Source organism: Methyloversatilis sp. RAC08 (assembly GCF_001713355.1).
Taxonomy (GTDB): domain Bacteria; phylum Pseudomonadota; class Gammaproteobacteria; order Burkholderiales; family Rhodocyclaceae; genus Methyloversatilis.
The window spans coordinates 60,151-75,171 of sequence record NZ_CP016448.1 but is presented as its reverse complement, the minus strand read 5'-3'; the positions used below and the strand labels follow the sequence as shown (position 1 = coordinate 75,171).

Sequence of the window (15,021 nt, the reverse complement as noted above, 5' to 3'; positions counted from 1 at the left end):
CGGGCAGGGCGCCTGCTGGCCCGCGATGTTGCCCCGGTGATACCATTCGCTGCTTTTCCCACGACCTGCGCGGCCTGCAAAACGATGCGTCCGGCACACCGCGACGCGCACTGAGCGGCTCCGGCTCCCAAGGCTTGAATTCATGGTGTCTTCCAATTCGGTGGCGGAACACGTCCGTTCGGTTCACGCCATCATCAGCCGTCCGCAACGCCCGGCGGGCCACGAACTGGTGGCCCGCTCGTGGCTGCGCTGCTTTCACGAACTGGGCCTCGACCCGGCCGCCGAAGACAGCCTGCCGCCGCTGGCGCCCCAGGCCTGGCGCGAACGCGGCGACCGGCTGGGCGAAGTCATGGACAGCGCCATCCCGGAAATGCAGACGCTGCACCGCCAGCTCGACGACTCGCAGTCGGCGCTGGTGCTGGCCGACGCCGAGGGCGTCATCGTCAGCATCGTGCGTCACCCCGGTTTCGCGCGCGAAGCGTCGCTGCGCGGACTGGTCGAAGGCGCGCGCTGGAGCGAGGACGTGCAGGGCACGAATGGCATCGGTACCGTGCTGGCCGAGCGTCATTCGCTGGTGATCGCGGGCGAAGAGCACTTTTTTGCCCGCCACACCGACATGGTGTGTGCCGCGGCACCGATCTACGACGGTGTCGGCGAGGCGGCGGCGGTGCTGGCGGTATGTTCGCTCGCTCCTGGCGGCGCACGCGCGCTGCGTGCGCTGATCGAGCGCTCGGCACGGGTGATAGAACACCGCGCCTTCCGGGCCCGCCACGCCACCGATTACATCATCCGCTTCCATGCCCACGCAGGCCGCGTGCTGACCGCGGTCGACGGTCTGCTCGCGCTGTCGCCGGAGGGCGAGGTGATAGAAGCCAACCACATCGCATTCGAACTGCTGTCGCCGGAGGGCGAAGCGTTGCTCGGACGCGAAGTGACCGAGTTTTTCGGCCAGTCGCTGCCGGAGCTGCTGTCGCGCACCTTCCGCGCCGGATTCCATCCGCTCGCGCTGTCGATGCCGCAGCACCAGACCTGGCATCTGCTGGCGCAGCAGCCGTCGCGCACCCGCGCGCAAAGCGGCACGCGCGCCAGCGATTCCGCCTCCGCGGCGCAGGCGTTGGCCGAGCTGGACCTGGGCGACCTGCGCATGGCCGGCAATGTGCACAGCGCGATGCGCATCCTCGATCGCGACATTCCGCTGCTGATCGCCGGCGAAACCGGCACTGGCAAGGAGGTGTTTGCACGCGCCTTTCACGCGTCGAGTCAGCGCGCGCGCGGCCCCTTCGTCGCGATCAACTGTGCGTCGCTGCCCGAGGCGCTGATCGAATCCGAGCTGTTCGGCTACAAGCAGGGCGCTTTCACCGGCGCCAATCGCGACGGCCGCCGCGGCAAGGTGCTGCAGGCCGACGGCGGCACGCTGTTCCTCGACGAGATCGGAGACATGCCGCTGCAGTTGCAGGCGCGCCTGCTGCGCGTGCTCGAAGAGCGCAAGGTGACGCCGCTGGGCGGAGAAAATGCGGTGCCGGTCGATCTGCAGCTGGTGTGCGCGACACACCGTGACCTGCGCGCCATGGTGCGCGACGGCAGTTTCCGCGAGGACCTGTACTACCGTCTGCGCGGCATGGAAATCAATCTTCCGCCGTTGCGCGAGCGCACCGACCGCCGCTCGCTGATCGAGCGCTGCCTGAGCGAGGAAAGTGCCGGGCGCCACCCGCCGGTACGCCTCGGCCATGCGGCGATGAACGTGCTCGACCGCTTCCGCTGGCCGGGCAATATCCGGCAGTTGCGCTATGTGCTGCGCACGCTGGTCGCGCTGTGCGACGGGCCGGAAATCACGCTGCGCGACATGCCGGCCGAAATGCTGGACGCGCCCGAGCCGCTGCCGCCCGCCATCGTCGCGCACGAACCGGTGCATGAGAACGCAGCGGTTCCGTCTGCACCGCCGAGCAACCTCAATCCGCTGCAATCAGCCGAGCGCGACGCCCTGCTGGGCGAACTGCGCCGGCACCGGTGGAACATCGCGGGACTGGCGCGCGAACTGGGCGTCAGCCGCAACACCATCTATCGCAAGATGAAACGACTCGATATCGACACTGACGCGCAGGTCGGCGATGGCTTCTGATCCTCGGCTCGACCCGCAGTGGGACCCGCTGGAACTGCTGCCCGACGCGCGCATTGCATGGGGGCTGACCGGTTCCGGTCACTTCCTGAAGGAATCGCTCGAGCTGGCGGACGGCATGAACAACATCGACCTGTTCATGACGCGCGCCGGCGAAGAGGTGCTGAACATGTACGGCTATCCGCTGGCGGACATGAAGAAGCGCTATCGCATCTTCCGCGACAATACCGCGAGCGCGGCACCGGTCGGACTGTTCTATCAGGGCCAGTACCACACTGTGGTGATCGCACCGGCGACGTCGAATACCGTGGCCAAGTGCGCGCTGGGCATTTCCGATACGCTGGTGAGCAATATCTTTGCGCAGGCCGGCAAGCTGCGCATTCCGACCATCGTGTTCGCCTGCGACAGCGAGCCGGTGGTGATCACCGAATCGCCCAGCGAATGGGTGACGCTGTACCCGCGCGCCATCGACCTCGCACACACCGCAACCCTCGGGACCTTCGAACACGTGACCGTGGTCGACAGTGTCGAGGCGCTGAACGCAGCGCTCAAGCGAAGATTGGCATGCCTGAAAACGATTCAGCCCGCTCCGTCGAACGCGTCCTCTTCCTGACCGGGCATCTGGCGCAGAAAAGTCTGCACCGGATACTCGACGACATGCAGCCGCTGCCCTTCGCCCCCGAGGTGCTGGACATCGGCATCAATGTCGCCGGGCTGATGACGGCCGAACTGATCCGCCGCCGCCTGCCGGCGCCGGTCGCCGCCGACCGCATCATCGTGCCCGGCCGCTGCCGCGGCGATCTTGACGCGCTGGCGCAGCACTATGGCGTGCCGGTGCAGCGTGGGCCGGACGAGCTGAAGGACCTGCCGCTGCACTTCGGCCGCAAGGCGAAGGTGGCCGACCTGTCGAAGCACGATGTGCTGATCTTTGCCGAGATCGTCGATGCGCCTCAGGCCGAGGTGGCTGACGTCGTGGCACGTGCGCAGCGCTACCGGCGCGACGGGGCGGACGTGATCGACATCGGCTGCCTGCCGGACACCGACTTTCCGCATCTTGAAGACTGCGTGCGCGCGCTCAAGGCCGAAGGTTTCCGTGTCAGCGTCGATTCGCTCGATCCGAAGGATCTGCTGCGCGGCGCCCGTGCGGGCGCGGATTTCCTGCTCAGCCTGAAGGAGGACACGCTGTGGGTGGCCGAAGAGGTCGACGCCACGCCCATCCTGATTCCGAACACGCCCGGCGACCTCGATTCGCTGCGCCGCGTGGTCGACCTGATGATGGCGCGTGGCCGGCCCTTCTTCGCCGATCCGATACTGGAACCCATCCACTTCGGGCTGACCGCATCCATCGTGCGTTTCCACGATCTGCGGCGCACCCACCCGGACATTCCGATGATGATGGGCGTGGGCAATCTGACCGAACTGACGGACGCTGACACCAGCGGCATCAATGCGCTGCTGTTCGGCATCATTTCGGAATTGCGCGTGGGTGCCATCCTGGCCACCGAGGTCAGCCCGCACGCGCGTCGCGCCGTGCGCGAAGCCGACTGGGCACGCCGCATCATGTTCGCCGCGCGCGAAGACAATGCGCTGCCGCGCGACTATTCCGGCGCGCTGATGACCACGCATGCGCGCCGACCCTATACCGACACGCCGCAGGAAATCGTCGATGTGGCCGGTGCGGTGCGCGACCGCAATTTCCGCATCCAGGTCGCCGAGAACGGCGTGCATATCTACAACCGCGACGGCCACCAGGTGGCGACCGACCCGTTCGATCTTTATCCGAAGCTGGGTGTGGAGGACGACGCCGGCCATGCCTTCTACCTGGGTGTGGAACTGGCGCGCGCGCAGATCGCGTATCAACTGGGCAAACGCTACGCGCAGGATGAAGAGCTGGAATGGGGCGCTGCGGTCGATCCCAAGCCGGTCGACCTGCAGGTGCATCGCGCACCGGGCAGTACGACGAAAAAGAAGCCGAAGAAGGCCGCTGACCGGTTGGCCGACGCACAGCAAGGCAGCACGCCCGGCGGCACACAGGGTCCCGAGCCGGACCGCACACAGGACACGCCATGATCTGGGAAACCATACTCACCACCGTCGACGTTCAGGGCCGAACCCACATCACGCCGCTGGGCATCCGCGAGGAACGCGGGCTCACCGTGCTGTCGCCATTCCGCCCATCGTCCACACTGGACAACGTGCTCGCCAACCGCGTCGCGGTGGTCAATTTCAGCGACGACGTGCGCGTGTTCGCCGGTTGTCTGACCGGCCGGCGCGACTGGCCGGTCAGGCCGGCCGAACAAGTGGCCTGCGCGCGGCTGGTCGACACGCTGGCCCATCGTGAGCTGGAACTGGTCGAGGTCGAGGAAGACGATGTACGCCCGCGTCTTTACTGCCGTACCGTGCATGAAGCCAGTCATGGTGCGTTTCCCGGCTTCAACCGCGCCCGATCAGCGGTGGTCGAAGCCGCGATTCTGGTCAGTCGCCTGCATATGCTGCCGATGGAAAAGATCGACGCCGAACTGGCCTACCTGCAGATCGCCATCGACAAGACCGCCGGCCCGGCCGAACGCGAGGCCTGGGGCTGGCTGATCGAGAAGATCGACGCCCATCGGGCCGGAGTGCAGCCTTGACCCGCATGCTCGCCAGCGTGCGCGATCTGGCGGAGGCGCAGATCGTGCTGGATGCCGGCGTGGACCTGATCGACCTGAAAAATCCCGCCGACGGCGCACTCGGCGCACTGCCGGCCGATGTCATCCGCGAAGTCGTCGACTTCGTTGCCGGCCGCACGATCACCAGCGCGACCGCCGGCAACATCGATCCGGATGCCATCGAGCTGCAGGCGGCGATGTCGCGCATTGCAGCCACAGGCGTCGATTATGTGAAGGCGGGTCTCTTTCCGGCGGGCTGGCAGCACGGGGGGCGGGATTACGCCGAAGTGTTCGGCTGTCTTACCGGGCTGCAGCCGCTGTCCGGCGCCCGCCGCATTGCGGTCATGTTTGCCGACCTCGCGCCGCCGCTGGAACTGGTCGATGCCGTGGCCGATGCAGGCTTCGACGGCGTCATGGTCGATACGGCACTCAAGCAGGGCCGCAGCCTGTGCGACGTCGTGTCTTGCGCCTGGCTGGCGAATTTCGTTGCGCGCGCCCGGGGCCGCGGTCTCCTGTGCGGCCTCGCCGGGTCGTTGCGCATCGAGCACATCGACGCGCTGGCCGCACTGGACCCTGACTACCTCGGTTTTCGCGGTGCGCTGTGCGTCGGGGCCGAGCGCGGCAGCGAACTTGACCGCGAATCGGTACGACGCGTACGCCAGCGACTGTGCGCCACAGCGCATGCGCACGACGTAGTGAGCTGAAGGATCGCCTGTCTCGAGTCCGTTGTTGGGCATCGCTGCGCTCACCCCAACCTACATGTCGCGCTCCTCGAAAACATGTCTGACGCTGGGTAGGTTGGGGTGAGCGCAGCGATGCCCAACAAATCGGTGCCATCACCCGCGCCTTTCGGCTATCAGGGTTCGGAGGAGCTGTCGATTACAGGAACCCGGGCCCGGCACGCATGCTTCGCCCCCATCCTGTACGTGGGAGGTCGGCTGAATACAGCCGACCCGTGTCGCCGGAGCAACGCATGCGTCGCTAAACCCCGGACGTGGGAGGTCGGCTGGGTACAGCCGACCCGTGTCGCCGGAGCAACGCATGCGTCGCTAAACCCCGGCGACACCCCACATCGCGCATTTGCGTTCTATGGTCTTGCGCGACACGCCCAGCTGGCGTGCGGCTTCGGATTTGTTGCCGCCGCACGCGGTGAGCACATCGAGGATGTGCTTGCGTTCGACGTCATCGAGCGCGGTGCGCTCGCCTGCGGCGGGCGCGGGCGAGGTCAGGCTGCCGAGGGCGTCGGCTGGAAAGTAGCCGAGGATGAGGGCGCGTTCGACCAGATTGCGCAGTTCGCGGATGTTGCCGGGCCAGTCGTAGCCGGCCATGCGCAGCACGGTGTCGCGGTCGAGCGGAATCGGCGCCACGCCGAGGCGGGACGATAGTTGCGCCATGAAGTGGGCGATCAGCAGCTTCACGTCCTCACGACGTTCGCGCAGCGGCGGAATGGTGATGCGCACGACGTCGAGCCGGTAGAACAGGTCCTGACGGAAGCGGCCGGTGCGCACTTCGGTGGCGAGGTCGCGGTTGCTGGCAGCGACGATGCGGATGTCGACCGGGACTTCGCGCGTCGAGCCGACCGGGCGGATCATGCGGTCTTCGAGCACGCGCAGCAGCTTGGTCTGCATGGCCTGCGGCAGCTCGGAAATTTCGTCCAGGAAAAGCGTGCCGCCCTGGGCATAGAACAGCAGGCCGGGGTAGTTGTCCTGTGCGCCGGTGAAGGCGCCCTTTACGTGACCGAACAGTTCGGATTCGATCAGTTCGGCGCTGATGGCGCCGCAATTGACCGGCACGAACGGCGCAGCGGCGCGCGGACTCATCTGGTGCAGCGCGCGCGCGGCGACTTCCTTGCCGACGCCGGATTCGCCGGTCAGCAGTACGGTGCTCGGCATCGCTGCGGCGCGGCGCAGCACGGCGGCCAGTTCGCGCACCGGAGCGGATTCGCCGACCATGCCTTCAACGCCTTCGGTCTGGCGCGCGATTTCCCGCCGCAGCACATAGTTTTCGCGCAGCAGGCCGGCGCGGTCGAAACAACGGCCGACGGCATTCATCAGCTGGTCGATGCGGAAGGGCTTCAGGATGAAGTCCGACGCGCCGGCACGCAGTGCGTTGATGGCCGTTTCGATGTCGGCAAACGCGGTGATCAGGATGACATCGCACTGATGCCCCTGTTCGCGCAGCTCGTTGAGCCATTCGAGGCCGCTGCGGCCGGGCAGGGTGATGTCGAGGATGATGAGGTCGAAGTGCAGCCGGGCGAACAGCTGCTGCGCACTTTCGACGCTGCCGGCGGCTTCCACCAGACCGCAGCGCGCACCCAGCGCGCGCGTGATGAAGCTGCGCATGCCTTCTTCATCGTCGACCACCAGCACCGAGTACTGCTGCCAGTCGCGCGCGCCCGCGCGCGCCGCAGCCGTCACGGGTTCTGTACGGCGACCAGGATGCTGCATGGCGCTTCCTCGACCAGCGAGGCGCCGACCGAGCCCTTCCACCAGCGCTCCAGCCGCGACGGGTGGTGCTTGTGGCCGATCACGATGAGGTCGACCTTCAGTTCGCGCGCCATGCGGCTGATCTCGCGCACTGCGTCGCCGGTCACCAGATGGCCGGCCGCCTTCACGTTGCGCGCGGCAAGCTGTGCCAGGCCATCGTCGAGCACCTGCGCGAAGCGCGCGTTTTCCTCTTCCTGCGGCACGTCGGCGACAAAACCTTCGGCGACGAACAGCGTCGGCGCGATGGGGGCGACCGCGAGCAGGTGGATGTCCGCATGCAGAAAGTTGTTGATGTCGGCGCACTCGAACAGCGCGCGGCGGCCGGATTCGGATCCGTCGTAGGCGAGCAGGACCTTGCTGTACATGAGACGCTCCCTGTCGATGCAGTCAGATCTGCCGCGCGGGACTGCGCGGCAAGACGTTTACCAGAGCTTCCACCACGGGTCGTCCTTGCCGTCCTGGAAGCCCAGTTCCGGGTAGGTGCTGTCGGGGAAGTTCTTCACCATGACGCGCTGGGCATCTTCCTGCAAGTCGCTCAGGCCGAGCTGTTCGTAGGAGCGGGTGAGGATGTACAGCGCTTCTTCGGTCGATGGCGATTCCTGGAAGTTGCTGATCGCGAACTGTGCGCGATTGGCGGCAGCCAGGTAGGCGCCGCGGCGGAAGTAGTAACGCGCCACATGCACTTCGGCGGCGGCCAGCGCATTGACCAGATAGCCCATGCGTGCCTTGGCGTCAGGCACATATTTGCTGTCCGGATAGCGGGTGATCAGTTCCTTGAGCGCATCGAACGAATCGCGCAGACCCTTGGGGTCGCGCTCGGTCATGTCCTGCCGCGAAATCTTGCTCATGAAGCCCATGTCTTCGTTGAAGTCGACCAGGCCGCGCAGGTAGAAGATGTAATCGATGTTCGGGTGATTGGGGTGCAGGCGGATGAAGCGTTCGCAGGCGGCAAGCGCCTGTACGCGGTCACCCGAGCGGTAGTAGGCGTAGGCCACCTCGATCTGCGCCTGCTGCGCGTAGCGGCCGTAGGGGTAACGTGCCTCCAGCTTTTCGTACATCTTGACCGACTGGTCGAAGGCGCCTTCGTCGAGCAGTTGCTTGGCTTCGGTGTAGAGGCGTTGCGCCGACCAGTTGGCCGTTTCGTCGATCTTCTTCGGCAGGATGTTGCAGCCAGCGGACAGCATCACCACAAGCACTATCGTTAAAATACGCCACATGACCACACCAGCCCTGGAAGAGATTCAAGACGACGATTATATCGCCGAGCAGCCCGGTCATCGACTTCATGCAGTGGTGCCGCCCGGCGTGGTCGGCCAGCGGCTCGACGTGGTGCTTGCCGCGGTGTGGCCGCAGTACTCGCGCGCGCGCCTGCAGGGCTGGCTGCGCGCGGGTCGGGTGAAGGTGGACGAGGTGGCGGCGAGCGACACCCGGCGCCGCACTTTTTCCGGCGAGCGGCTCGAACTCGACCCCGACGCACCGGCGCCGGATACCGTGCATGCGCCGCAGGACATCGCGCTCGACATCATTCACGAGGACGACACGCTGCTGGTGATCAGCAAGCCGGCCGGCATGGTCGTGCACCCGGGCAATGGCGTGCCGGACGGCACCCTGCTCAATGCACTGCTGCACCACCGCCCGGCGCTGACACAGGTGCCGCGCGCCGGCATCGTGCACCGGCTCGACAAGGACACGACCGGCCTTCTGGTGGTGGCCTGCACACTGCAGGCGCAGACCGATCTGGTGCGCCAGCTTCAGGCGCGCACCGTGTCGCGCCGCTACATTGCGGTGGTCAGCGGCGCCGTGCGGACCGACGGGGTGGTGGACGCGCCGATCGGCCGGCATCCGGTGCATCGCACACGCATGGCCGTCGTGCCGACCGGACGGCCGGCGCGCACCCACTACGCCGTACGCGACCGGCTGCGCGAAGCGACGGCCGTCGAATGCCGGCTGGAAACCGGCCGCACCCACCAGATCCGGGTACACATGGCGTCGATCGGTCATCCGCTGCTTGGCGACGACACCTATGCGCCGCGTCCGGTGGCGGCGCAGTTCGGCAGGCAGGCGCTGCACGCCTGGCGCCTCGGGCTGATCCACCCACGCACGGGCGACGACGTTGCGTGGGAGGTGCCGCTGCCGGACGATCTGGTGCAGTTGATCGACAGCCTGCGAGTGCCCCGATGACGCTGCCGCTGATCCGCCCCGACTGGCCGGCCCCGCCCGGCGTGCATGCGGCCGTGACGACCCGTCTCGGCGGGGTCAGTCAGCCGCCGTTCGGTCCGTTCAACCCGGCGTCGCACGTCGGCGACGATCCGGCTGCGGTTGCGGCCAATCGCGCGTTGCTGCGCGCCTTGCTGCCGGCCGAACCGCTGTGGCTCGAGCAGGTGCACGGCGTCGACGTGGCGGACGCAGATATCGCCCGCACCGCATGTGCCGACGCATCGGTGTCGCATCAGCCGGGATCCGTGTGCGCAGTCATGACCGCGGACTGCCTGCCGGTGCTGTTCTGCAACCGGCAGGGCACGGTGGTGGCCGCCGCGCATGCGGGCTGGCGTGGCCTTGCAGCGGGGGTGCTGAGCCGTACCGTTGAAAGCATGGGCTGCCCGGCGTCCGACATCCTCGCCTGGCTCGGTCCGGCCATCGGACCGGATGCCTTCGAGGTCGGGCCTGAAGTGAAGGACCTCTTTGTTGCACGGCTGGCCCGGGCGGAAGACGCGTTCCGGCCAGGCATGGGCGACAGGCTGTTTGCCGACCTCTACCGGCTGGCCCGGCTCGAGCTGGCACAGGCCGGTGTGCAGGCCGTGTTTGGCGGCGGTTTGTGTACGGTCGGACAGGCCGGGCTGTTCCATTCTTTCCGGCGCGACGGTCGTACCGGGCGCATGGCCAGCCTGATCTGGCGGACTGCAAACCCCTCTATGTCGCCGGATCAAGGATAATCCGGCCTCTTTTCAGCTAACCGCGGCACTTTATGTCTGTACTCATGTGGATCGTGCTCGCCTCGTTCGTCGGCGGCGTGATCAGTGTATGTGCCGCTGCCCTGGTCGGTTTTGCCGCGAAACCGCACAGCATTCCGCTGCTCATCAGCTATTCGGTCGGTGCGCTGCTCGGTGCATCCTTGCTCGGCGTGCTGCCGCAGGCGATCACCGAAATCGGCAGCGTCGAACTGGCCACGAGCATTCTGCTGGCCGGCATCCTCGGTTTTTTCCTGCTGGAGAAGCTGGTTTTATGGCGGCACTGCCATGAAGTGAGTTGCGAAGCTCACGATCCGGTCGAGGTGAAGCGTAGTGCGACTGCGCATTCTTACCGGCCGGTTGCGCCGGCGGCCGCACCCGTGGCGCTCAAGGCTCACAGCCATGTTCCGGGCGGTGGTCATGCGCATGGCTATGGCAGTGAGGAATCGATGCGCAGCGCATCGTTGATCCTGATCGGCGACGCCTTTCACAATTTTGTCGATGGCGTGCTGATCGCCGCTGCCTTCACGCAGAGCATTCCGCTCGGCATCGTCACCGCGACCGCCATCGTGGCGCACGAAATCCCGCAGGAAGTGGGTGACTATCTGGTGCTGCTGCACTCGGGCATGAGCCGCATGAGGGCGCTGGCCTTCAATCTGCTGTCGAGCATGGCCACGCTGGTCGGCGCAGTGGGCGCGTACTTCGCGCTGGCGTCGATGTCAGGGGCGGTGCCCTACCTGCTGTGCATCGCGGCTGCCAGCATGATCTATGTCGCCGTCGCCGACCTGATCCCCGGTCTGCACCGTCGTGCCGAGCTGTCCGCCACCATTCAGCAGGTGGTGCTCATTTCGGCCGGCATCGGCAGCATCGTGCTGATCCACCACCTGGTCGACGGATTCGCCCACTGAAGCTTCGGCTTGCGCGAGCAGCGCGTTCCGGTGCGCCGCGCGCCGTCGCGCCGGCGTGCCGAAAATCCACAGAAAAAGGGCGAGCGGCACCAGACCGTAGAAAACGAAGGTCAGGATGCCCGCGATGATGGACTGTTCGGTGATCGACATCATCAGCACGACGTAGATCCAGGCGATTGCGACGATGTACATCCGGTGTGACTCCTTCCGCATTCCGGGATTGACACAGTTTTTGTGCAATGCAACAATTCTTGGCAGTGCTGGATGGCGCAAGGTATAAATGTGCTGCATTCATGCAATGCAGGGCCTGAAGACAGGCCCTTTGATGTTGCCGCTGCTATGCTCGGTAGCCGTAAATTCGTACCCGATGACACCGCAGCTTACCGTCGCTTGCCGTGCATACGGGTACTTCAGGAACGACAGGGATCGAAATAGATGAGCAGCGAATCGGCAAGCCCCGGGCCCTCTTCAATGCCGCCATCCGGCGAACAGACCCAGGACTGGATGGCCATCATGACTGCCATGAGCCGCAACTTCAGCGATTTCATGGCTCGCCAGCCGTTTCCGGATGCTGCCCGCGCCGCTGCCGTTCAGACAGCGCTTCCGCCAATCAGTTTTCCGGCGCCCGAAGCGGAGCGCATCAACGCCCTGCACCAACAGTGGCTGGCCAGCCAGCATCAACTCTGGCAGGCCTTTGCACAACGCAAAGCCGATGAACCGGGCACCCCGGTGGTCCGGATGGATCCAGCGGATCGCCGCTTCCGCGCGCCGGAATGGTCGGAAAGCCCGTATTTCGATTATCTGCGTCAGGCTTATGCGCTCAACTCGGCCTTCATGCGCGAATGCATCGAGGCGACGCCAGTGGCCGACGGACGTGCCAAGGAACGCATGCGCTACCTGTCGAAACAGATGATCGAGGCGATGTCGCCGGCGAATTTTGCTGCGACCAACCCTGAATTCATCCAGACGGCACTGCGCACCGAAGGCGAAAGCATCCGCAAGGGCATGGAGAACCTGCTGCGCGACCTGCAACAGGGTTACATTTCCATGTCGGCGCCAGGTGCTTTCGAGGTCGGCAGGAACCTGGCCGTGACGCCCGGTTCGGTTGTTTTCGAGAACACGCTGATACAGCTGATCCAGTACGCGCCGCTGACCGACAAGGTCCATGCGAAGCCACTGCTGATCATCCCGCCCTGCATCAACAAGTACTACCTGATGGACCTGCAGCCGGAAAACTCTCTGGTGCGCTATCTGGTTGAAAAGGGTTTTACAGTCTTCCTTGTGTCGTGGCGCAATCCGGACGACTCGATGGGCAACCTGACCTGGGAAAACTACCTCAGTCTAGGCCCGCTGACAGCGCTCGACGTCGTACGCGACATCACAGGGGATGCTCAGCCGAACACGCTGGGTTTCTGCGTCGGCGGCACCATTCTGGCCTCGGCCCTCGCCGTGGCTTGCGGTCGCGGCGAGAAACCGGCGGCCAGCATGGCCTTGCTGACCACGCTGCTCGACTTTTCCGACGCCGGCGAACTTGCCTGCCTGATCGACGAAGGCATGGTGGCCGCGCGCGAAGCGACCATCGGCCGCGGTGGTGTGCTCGCCGGGCGCGAACTGGCGCAGACCTTCAGCAGCCTGCGGCCCAATGATCTGATCTGGAACTACGTGGTCGGCAACTATCTCAAGGGCGAAACGCCGCCGCCGTTCGACATCCTGCACTGGAACTGCGACAGCACGAATCTGCCCGGACCCTTCCTGACCTGGTATCTGCGCAACCTGTATCTGGAAAACAGCCTGCGCGTGCCGGGCAAGCTCGAAGTGCTCGGCGTACGGCTGGATCTGGGCAAGATCGACATGCCGGCCTATCTGCTCGCCACATCGGAAGATCACATCGTGCCCTGGACGGGTGCCTATCTGGCGCGCGGACTGCTCGGCGGCGACACCACCTTCGTGCTCGGCGCCAGCGGACACGTTGCTGGCACGATCAATCCGGTTTCGAAGGACAAGCGCTCGCACTGGACTGGCGGTGATGCATCGAATGCGCAGGAATGGCGCGCGAGTGCAACCGAACATCCGGGCAGCTGGTGGAAGCACTACGCCGTGTGGCTGGCCGGCAAGTCCGGCAAGAAGGTCGCAGCGCCGAAGACCCCCGGCAACGCGAGACATGCCGTGATTGAAGCGGCTCCAGGACGGTATGTGAAAGGGTTGGCTACGACTTGAGAAATGGCGGCCTTAAAGAGGGGGGCTGCGGCAGCGAAATACCCTCAAATAATTGGAGGAGACAGGCATGGCAAGAGTTGCACTGGTAACGGGCGGCATGGGCGGACTGGGCGAAGCGGTCTGCATCAAGCTCGCTGCACTGGGTTTCCGCGTGGTGACCACGCACAGCCCGGGCAATACGAAGGCAGCAGAATGGCTGCAGGCGATGAACAACATGGGATACGGATTCAAGGCCTACGCGTGCGATGTATCGGATTTCGATTCCTGCAAGGCGTGCGTTGAAACCGTGACGAAGGAAGTGGGACCGGTGGATGTGCTGGTGAACAACGCCGGCATCACGCGCGACATGACATTCAAGAAGATGACGGCGGCGGACTGGAAAGTCGTGATTTCGACCAACCTCGACTCGTGCTTCAACATGACCAAGCAGGTCATCGACGGCATGACCGAGCGCAAGTGGGGCCGCGTCATCAACGTGTCGTCGGTCAATGGTTCGAAGGGTGCCTTCGGCCAGACCAACTATTCGGCCGCGAAGGCCGGCATGCATGGCTTCACCAAGGCGCTGGCGCTGGAAGTGGCGCGCAATGGCGTCACGGTGAACACGATTTCGCCTGGCTATATCGGCACCAAGATGGTGATGGCGATTCCGCAGGAGATTCTCGACAGCAAGATCCTGCCGCAGATTCCGGTATCGCGTCTGGGAAAGCCGGAAGAAATCGCCGGTCTGGTGGCCTATCTGGCGTCGGACGAAGCGGCTTTCGTCACCGGCGCCAACATTGCAATCAACGGTGGTCAGCATATGGCCTGATCGCCAGCGCGGATGTCCGCGCAAAACTTCCACCCCGTCCGGCGGGGGTGGAAGCTCACTGACGCAGCTGGCTGGGAGATGAGAGATGACGAAAAGAGTGGCGCTGGTAACCGGCGGTATGGGCGGCCTAGGCACGGCAATCTGCAAGGCATTGGCGAAGGACGGCTACACCGTGGTGGCCAACTGTCTGCCGGGCTTCCCGCAGAAGGACGAGTGGCTGACGAAGATGCAGACGGAAGGTTTCGACCTGAAGGCTGCCGAAGGTGACGTGTCGGACTACGAGTCCTGCAAGGCCATGATCGAAAAGGTCGAACAGGATTTCGGACCGGTTGACGTCGTCGTCAACAATGCCGGCATCACCCGCGACAAGTTCTTTTCGAAGATGGACAAGGGCCAGTGGGATGCCGTGCTGACCACCAATCTCGACAGCCTGTTCAACGTGACCCATCAGGTTGCCGGCCGCATGGCCGAACGTGGCTGGGGACGCATCATCAACATTTCGTCGGTCAATGGCGTCAAGGGTCAGGCAGGTCAGACGAACTACTCGGCTGCCAAGGCCGGTGTGATCGGTTTCACCAAGGCGCTGGCGGCCGAAATGGCCACCAAGGGCGTTACTGTAAATGCCATTTCGCCGGGCTACGTCGGTACCGAAATGGTCATGTCGATCCGTGACGACATCCGTCAGAGCATCATCGATTCCGTGCCGATGAAGCGTCTGGGCAAGCCGGAAGAAATCGGCGCGGCGGTGTCCTATCTTGCGTCGGAACTGGCGGGATATGTCACCGGCGCAACGCTGAACATCAACGGCGGGCTTTATTACCAGTAAGCCTTGGCGTCTGAACAATCAGCGCATCAGGTATCAAAGCAAAGGCCTTATGCGGCACTGCCGC

Annotated in this window: 15 protein-coding genes; 12 read left to right on the top strand and 3 right to left on the bottom strand. The window is 64.9% G+C overall.

Annotation, left to right across the window (positions count from 1 at the left end; all coding sequences use genetic code 11):
* Positions 1-142: 142 nt before the first annotated feature.
* From BSY238_RS00365 to BSY238_RS00345, 5 genes are read left to right on the top strand one after another with little or no spacing between them, the layout of a single operon-like run.
* Complete coding sequence (locus BSY238_RS00365; RefSeq protein WP_069037398.1) at positions 143-2,119, top strand: sigma-54-dependent Fis family transcriptional regulator; 1,977 nt, start codon at positions 143-145, stop codon at positions 2,117-2,119.
* Positions 2,109-2,729: a flavoprotein gene (locus tag BSY238_RS00360; RefSeq protein WP_069037397.1), complete on the top strand. Its 621-nt coding sequence runs from the start codon at positions 2,109-2,111 to the stop codon at positions 2,727-2,729. Before BSY238_RS00365 ends, BSY238_RS00360 begins: the two co-directional genes overlap by 11 nt.
* Entirely contained in the window at positions 2,681-4,186 is a 1,506-nt protein-coding gene (locus BSY238_RS00355) for a DUF6513 domain-containing protein (protein ID WP_083223851.1), read from the top strand. The genes BSY238_RS00360 and BSY238_RS00355 overlap by 49 nt, the downstream gene beginning before the upstream one ends.
* Entirely contained in the window at positions 4,183-4,746 is a 564-nt protein-coding gene (locus BSY238_RS00350; protein ID WP_069037396.1) for a DUF447 domain-containing protein, read from the top strand. The genes BSY238_RS00355 and BSY238_RS00350 overlap by 4 nt, the downstream gene beginning before the upstream one ends.
* A gap of 5 nt (positions 4,747-4,751) precedes the next feature.
* Positions 4,752-5,468, top strand: coding sequence for a (5-formylfuran-3-yl)methyl phosphate synthase (locus BSY238_RS00345; RefSeq protein ID WP_083223850.1), 717 nt, complete (start codon positions 4,752-4,754; stop codon positions 5,466-5,468).
* Positions 5,469-5,813: 345 nt separating this feature from the next.
* On the opposite strand, the gene BSY238_RS00340 is transcribed toward BSY238_RS00345, so the two are convergent.
* The 3 genes from BSY238_RS00340 to BSY238_RS00330 are packed head-to-tail and all read right to left on the bottom strand — an operon-like array spanning position 5,814 to position 8,467.
* On the bottom strand, positions 5,814-7,211 hold the full coding sequence (locus tag BSY238_RS00340; protein WP_069037394.1) for a sigma-54-dependent transcriptional regulator: 1,398 nt from the start codon (positions 7,209-7,211) through the stop codon (positions 5,814-5,816).
* Positions 7,178-7,615, bottom strand: a complete 438-nt coding sequence (locus tag BSY238_RS00335; protein ID WP_069037393.1) for a universal stress protein — start codon at positions 7,613-7,615, stop codon at positions 7,178-7,180. Before BSY238_RS00335 ends, BSY238_RS00340 begins: the two co-directional genes overlap by 34 nt.
* Before the next feature lie 57 nt (positions 7,616-7,672).
* The gene (locus BSY238_RS00330) at positions 7,673-8,467 is read right to left on the bottom strand and encodes an outer membrane protein assembly factor BamD (protein WP_069037392.1); all 795 of its coding nucleotides are present in this window, start codon (positions 8,465-8,467) and stop codon (positions 7,673-7,675) included.
* Between BSY238_RS00330 and rluD the strand changes: the two genes are divergently transcribed.
* The 7 genes from rluD to BSY238_RS00295 all read left to right on the top strand — a co-directional run bounded on the left by rluD (position 8,466) and on the right by BSY238_RS00295 (position 14,957).
* On the top strand, positions 8,466-9,431 hold the full coding sequence (gene rluD, locus BSY238_RS00325) for a 23S rRNA pseudouridine(1911/1915/1917) synthase RluD (protein ID WP_069037391.1): 966 nt from the start codon (positions 8,466-8,468) through the stop codon (positions 9,429-9,431). The two genes, BSY238_RS00330 and rluD, sit on opposite strands and share 2 nt — an antisense overlap.
* Positions 9,428-10,183: a peptidoglycan editing factor PgeF gene (pgeF, locus tag BSY238_RS00320; protein ID WP_069037390.1), complete on the top strand. Its 756-nt coding sequence runs from the start codon at positions 9,428-9,430 to the stop codon at positions 10,181-10,183. Before rluD ends, pgeF begins: the two co-directional genes overlap by 4 nt.
* A 32-nt stretch (positions 10,184-10,215) precedes the next feature.
* On the top strand, positions 10,216-11,106 hold the full coding sequence (locus BSY238_RS00315; protein WP_069037389.1) for a ZIP family metal transporter: 891 nt from the start codon (positions 10,216-10,218) through the stop codon (positions 11,104-11,106).
* A gap of 9 nt (positions 11,107-11,115) precedes the next feature.
* Entirely contained in the window at positions 11,116-11,307 is a 192-nt protein-coding gene (locus tag BSY238_RS18485) for a hypothetical protein (protein WP_069037388.1), read from the top strand.
* Positions 11,308-11,541: 234 nt separating this feature from the next.
* Positions 11,542-13,323: a class I poly(R)-hydroxyalkanoic acid synthase gene (phaC, locus tag BSY238_RS00305; protein ID WP_223300211.1), complete on the top strand. Its 1,782-nt coding sequence runs from the start codon at positions 11,542-11,544 to the stop codon at positions 13,321-13,323.
* 67 nt (positions 13,324-13,390) lie between these two features.
* The gene (phbB, locus tag BSY238_RS00300) at positions 13,391-14,131 is read left to right on the top strand and encodes an acetoacetyl-CoA reductase (protein ID WP_069037386.1); all 741 of its coding nucleotides are present in this window, start codon (positions 13,391-13,393) and stop codon (positions 14,129-14,131) included.
* Positions 14,132-14,216: 85 nt separating this feature from the next.
* Positions 14,217-14,957: a beta-ketoacyl-ACP reductase gene (locus BSY238_RS00295; RefSeq protein WP_069037385.1), complete on the top strand. Its 741-nt coding sequence runs from the start codon at positions 14,217-14,219 to the stop codon at positions 14,955-14,957.
* Positions 14,958-15,021 lie beyond the last annotated feature (64 nt).

Bases quoted from the DNA above. Each gene is read 5' to 3' on its own strand.
- BSY238_RS00365 (WP_069037398.1), top strand. From the start codon at position 143: ATGGTGTCTTCCAATTCGGTGGCGGAACACGTCCGTTCGGTTCACGCC.
- BSY238_RS00360 (WP_069037397.1), top strand. From the start codon at position 2,109: ATGGCTTCTGATCCTCGGCTCGACCCGCAGTGGGACCCGCTGGAACTG.
- BSY238_RS00355 (WP_083223851.1), top strand. From the start codon at position 2,681: ATGCCTGAAAACGATTCAGCCCGCTCCGTCGAACGCGTCCTCTTCCTG.
- BSY238_RS00350 (WP_069037396.1), top strand. From the start codon at position 4,183: ATGATCTGGGAAACCATACTCACCACCGTCGACGTTCAGGGCCGAACC.
- BSY238_RS00345 (WP_083223850.1), top strand. From the start codon at position 4,752: ATGCTCGCCAGCGTGCGCGATCTGGCGGAGGCGCAGATCGTGCTGGAT.
- BSY238_RS00340 (WP_069037394.1), bottom strand. From the start codon at position 7,211: ATGCAGCATCCTGGTCGCCGTACAGAACCCGTGACGGCTGCGGCGCGC.
- BSY238_RS00335 (WP_069037393.1), bottom strand. From the start codon at position 7,615: ATGTACAGCAAGGTCCTGCTCGCCTACGACGGATCCGAATCCGGCCGC.
- rluD (WP_069037391.1), top strand. From the start codon at position 8,466: ATGACCACACCAGCCCTGGAAGAGATTCAAGACGACGATTATATCGCC.
- BSY238_RS00330 (WP_069037392.1), bottom strand. From the start codon at position 8,467: ATGTGGCGTATTTTAACGATAGTGCTTGTGGTGATGCTGTCCGCTGGC.
- pgeF (WP_069037390.1), top strand. From the start codon at position 9,428: ATGACGCTGCCGCTGATCCGCCCCGACTGGCCGGCCCCGCCCGGCGTG.
- BSY238_RS00315 (WP_069037389.1), top strand. From the start codon at position 10,216: ATGTCTGTACTCATGTGGATCGTGCTCGCCTCGTTCGTCGGCGGCGTG.
- phaC (WP_223300211.1), top strand. From the start codon at position 11,542: ATGAGCAGCGAATCGGCAAGCCCCGGGCCCTCTTCAATGCCGCCATCC.
- phbB (WP_069037386.1), top strand. From the start codon at position 13,391: ATGGCAAGAGTTGCACTGGTAACGGGCGGCATGGGCGGACTGGGCGAA.
- BSY238_RS00295 (WP_069037385.1), top strand. From the start codon at position 14,217: ATGACGAAAAGAGTGGCGCTGGTAACCGGCGGTATGGGCGGCCTAGGC.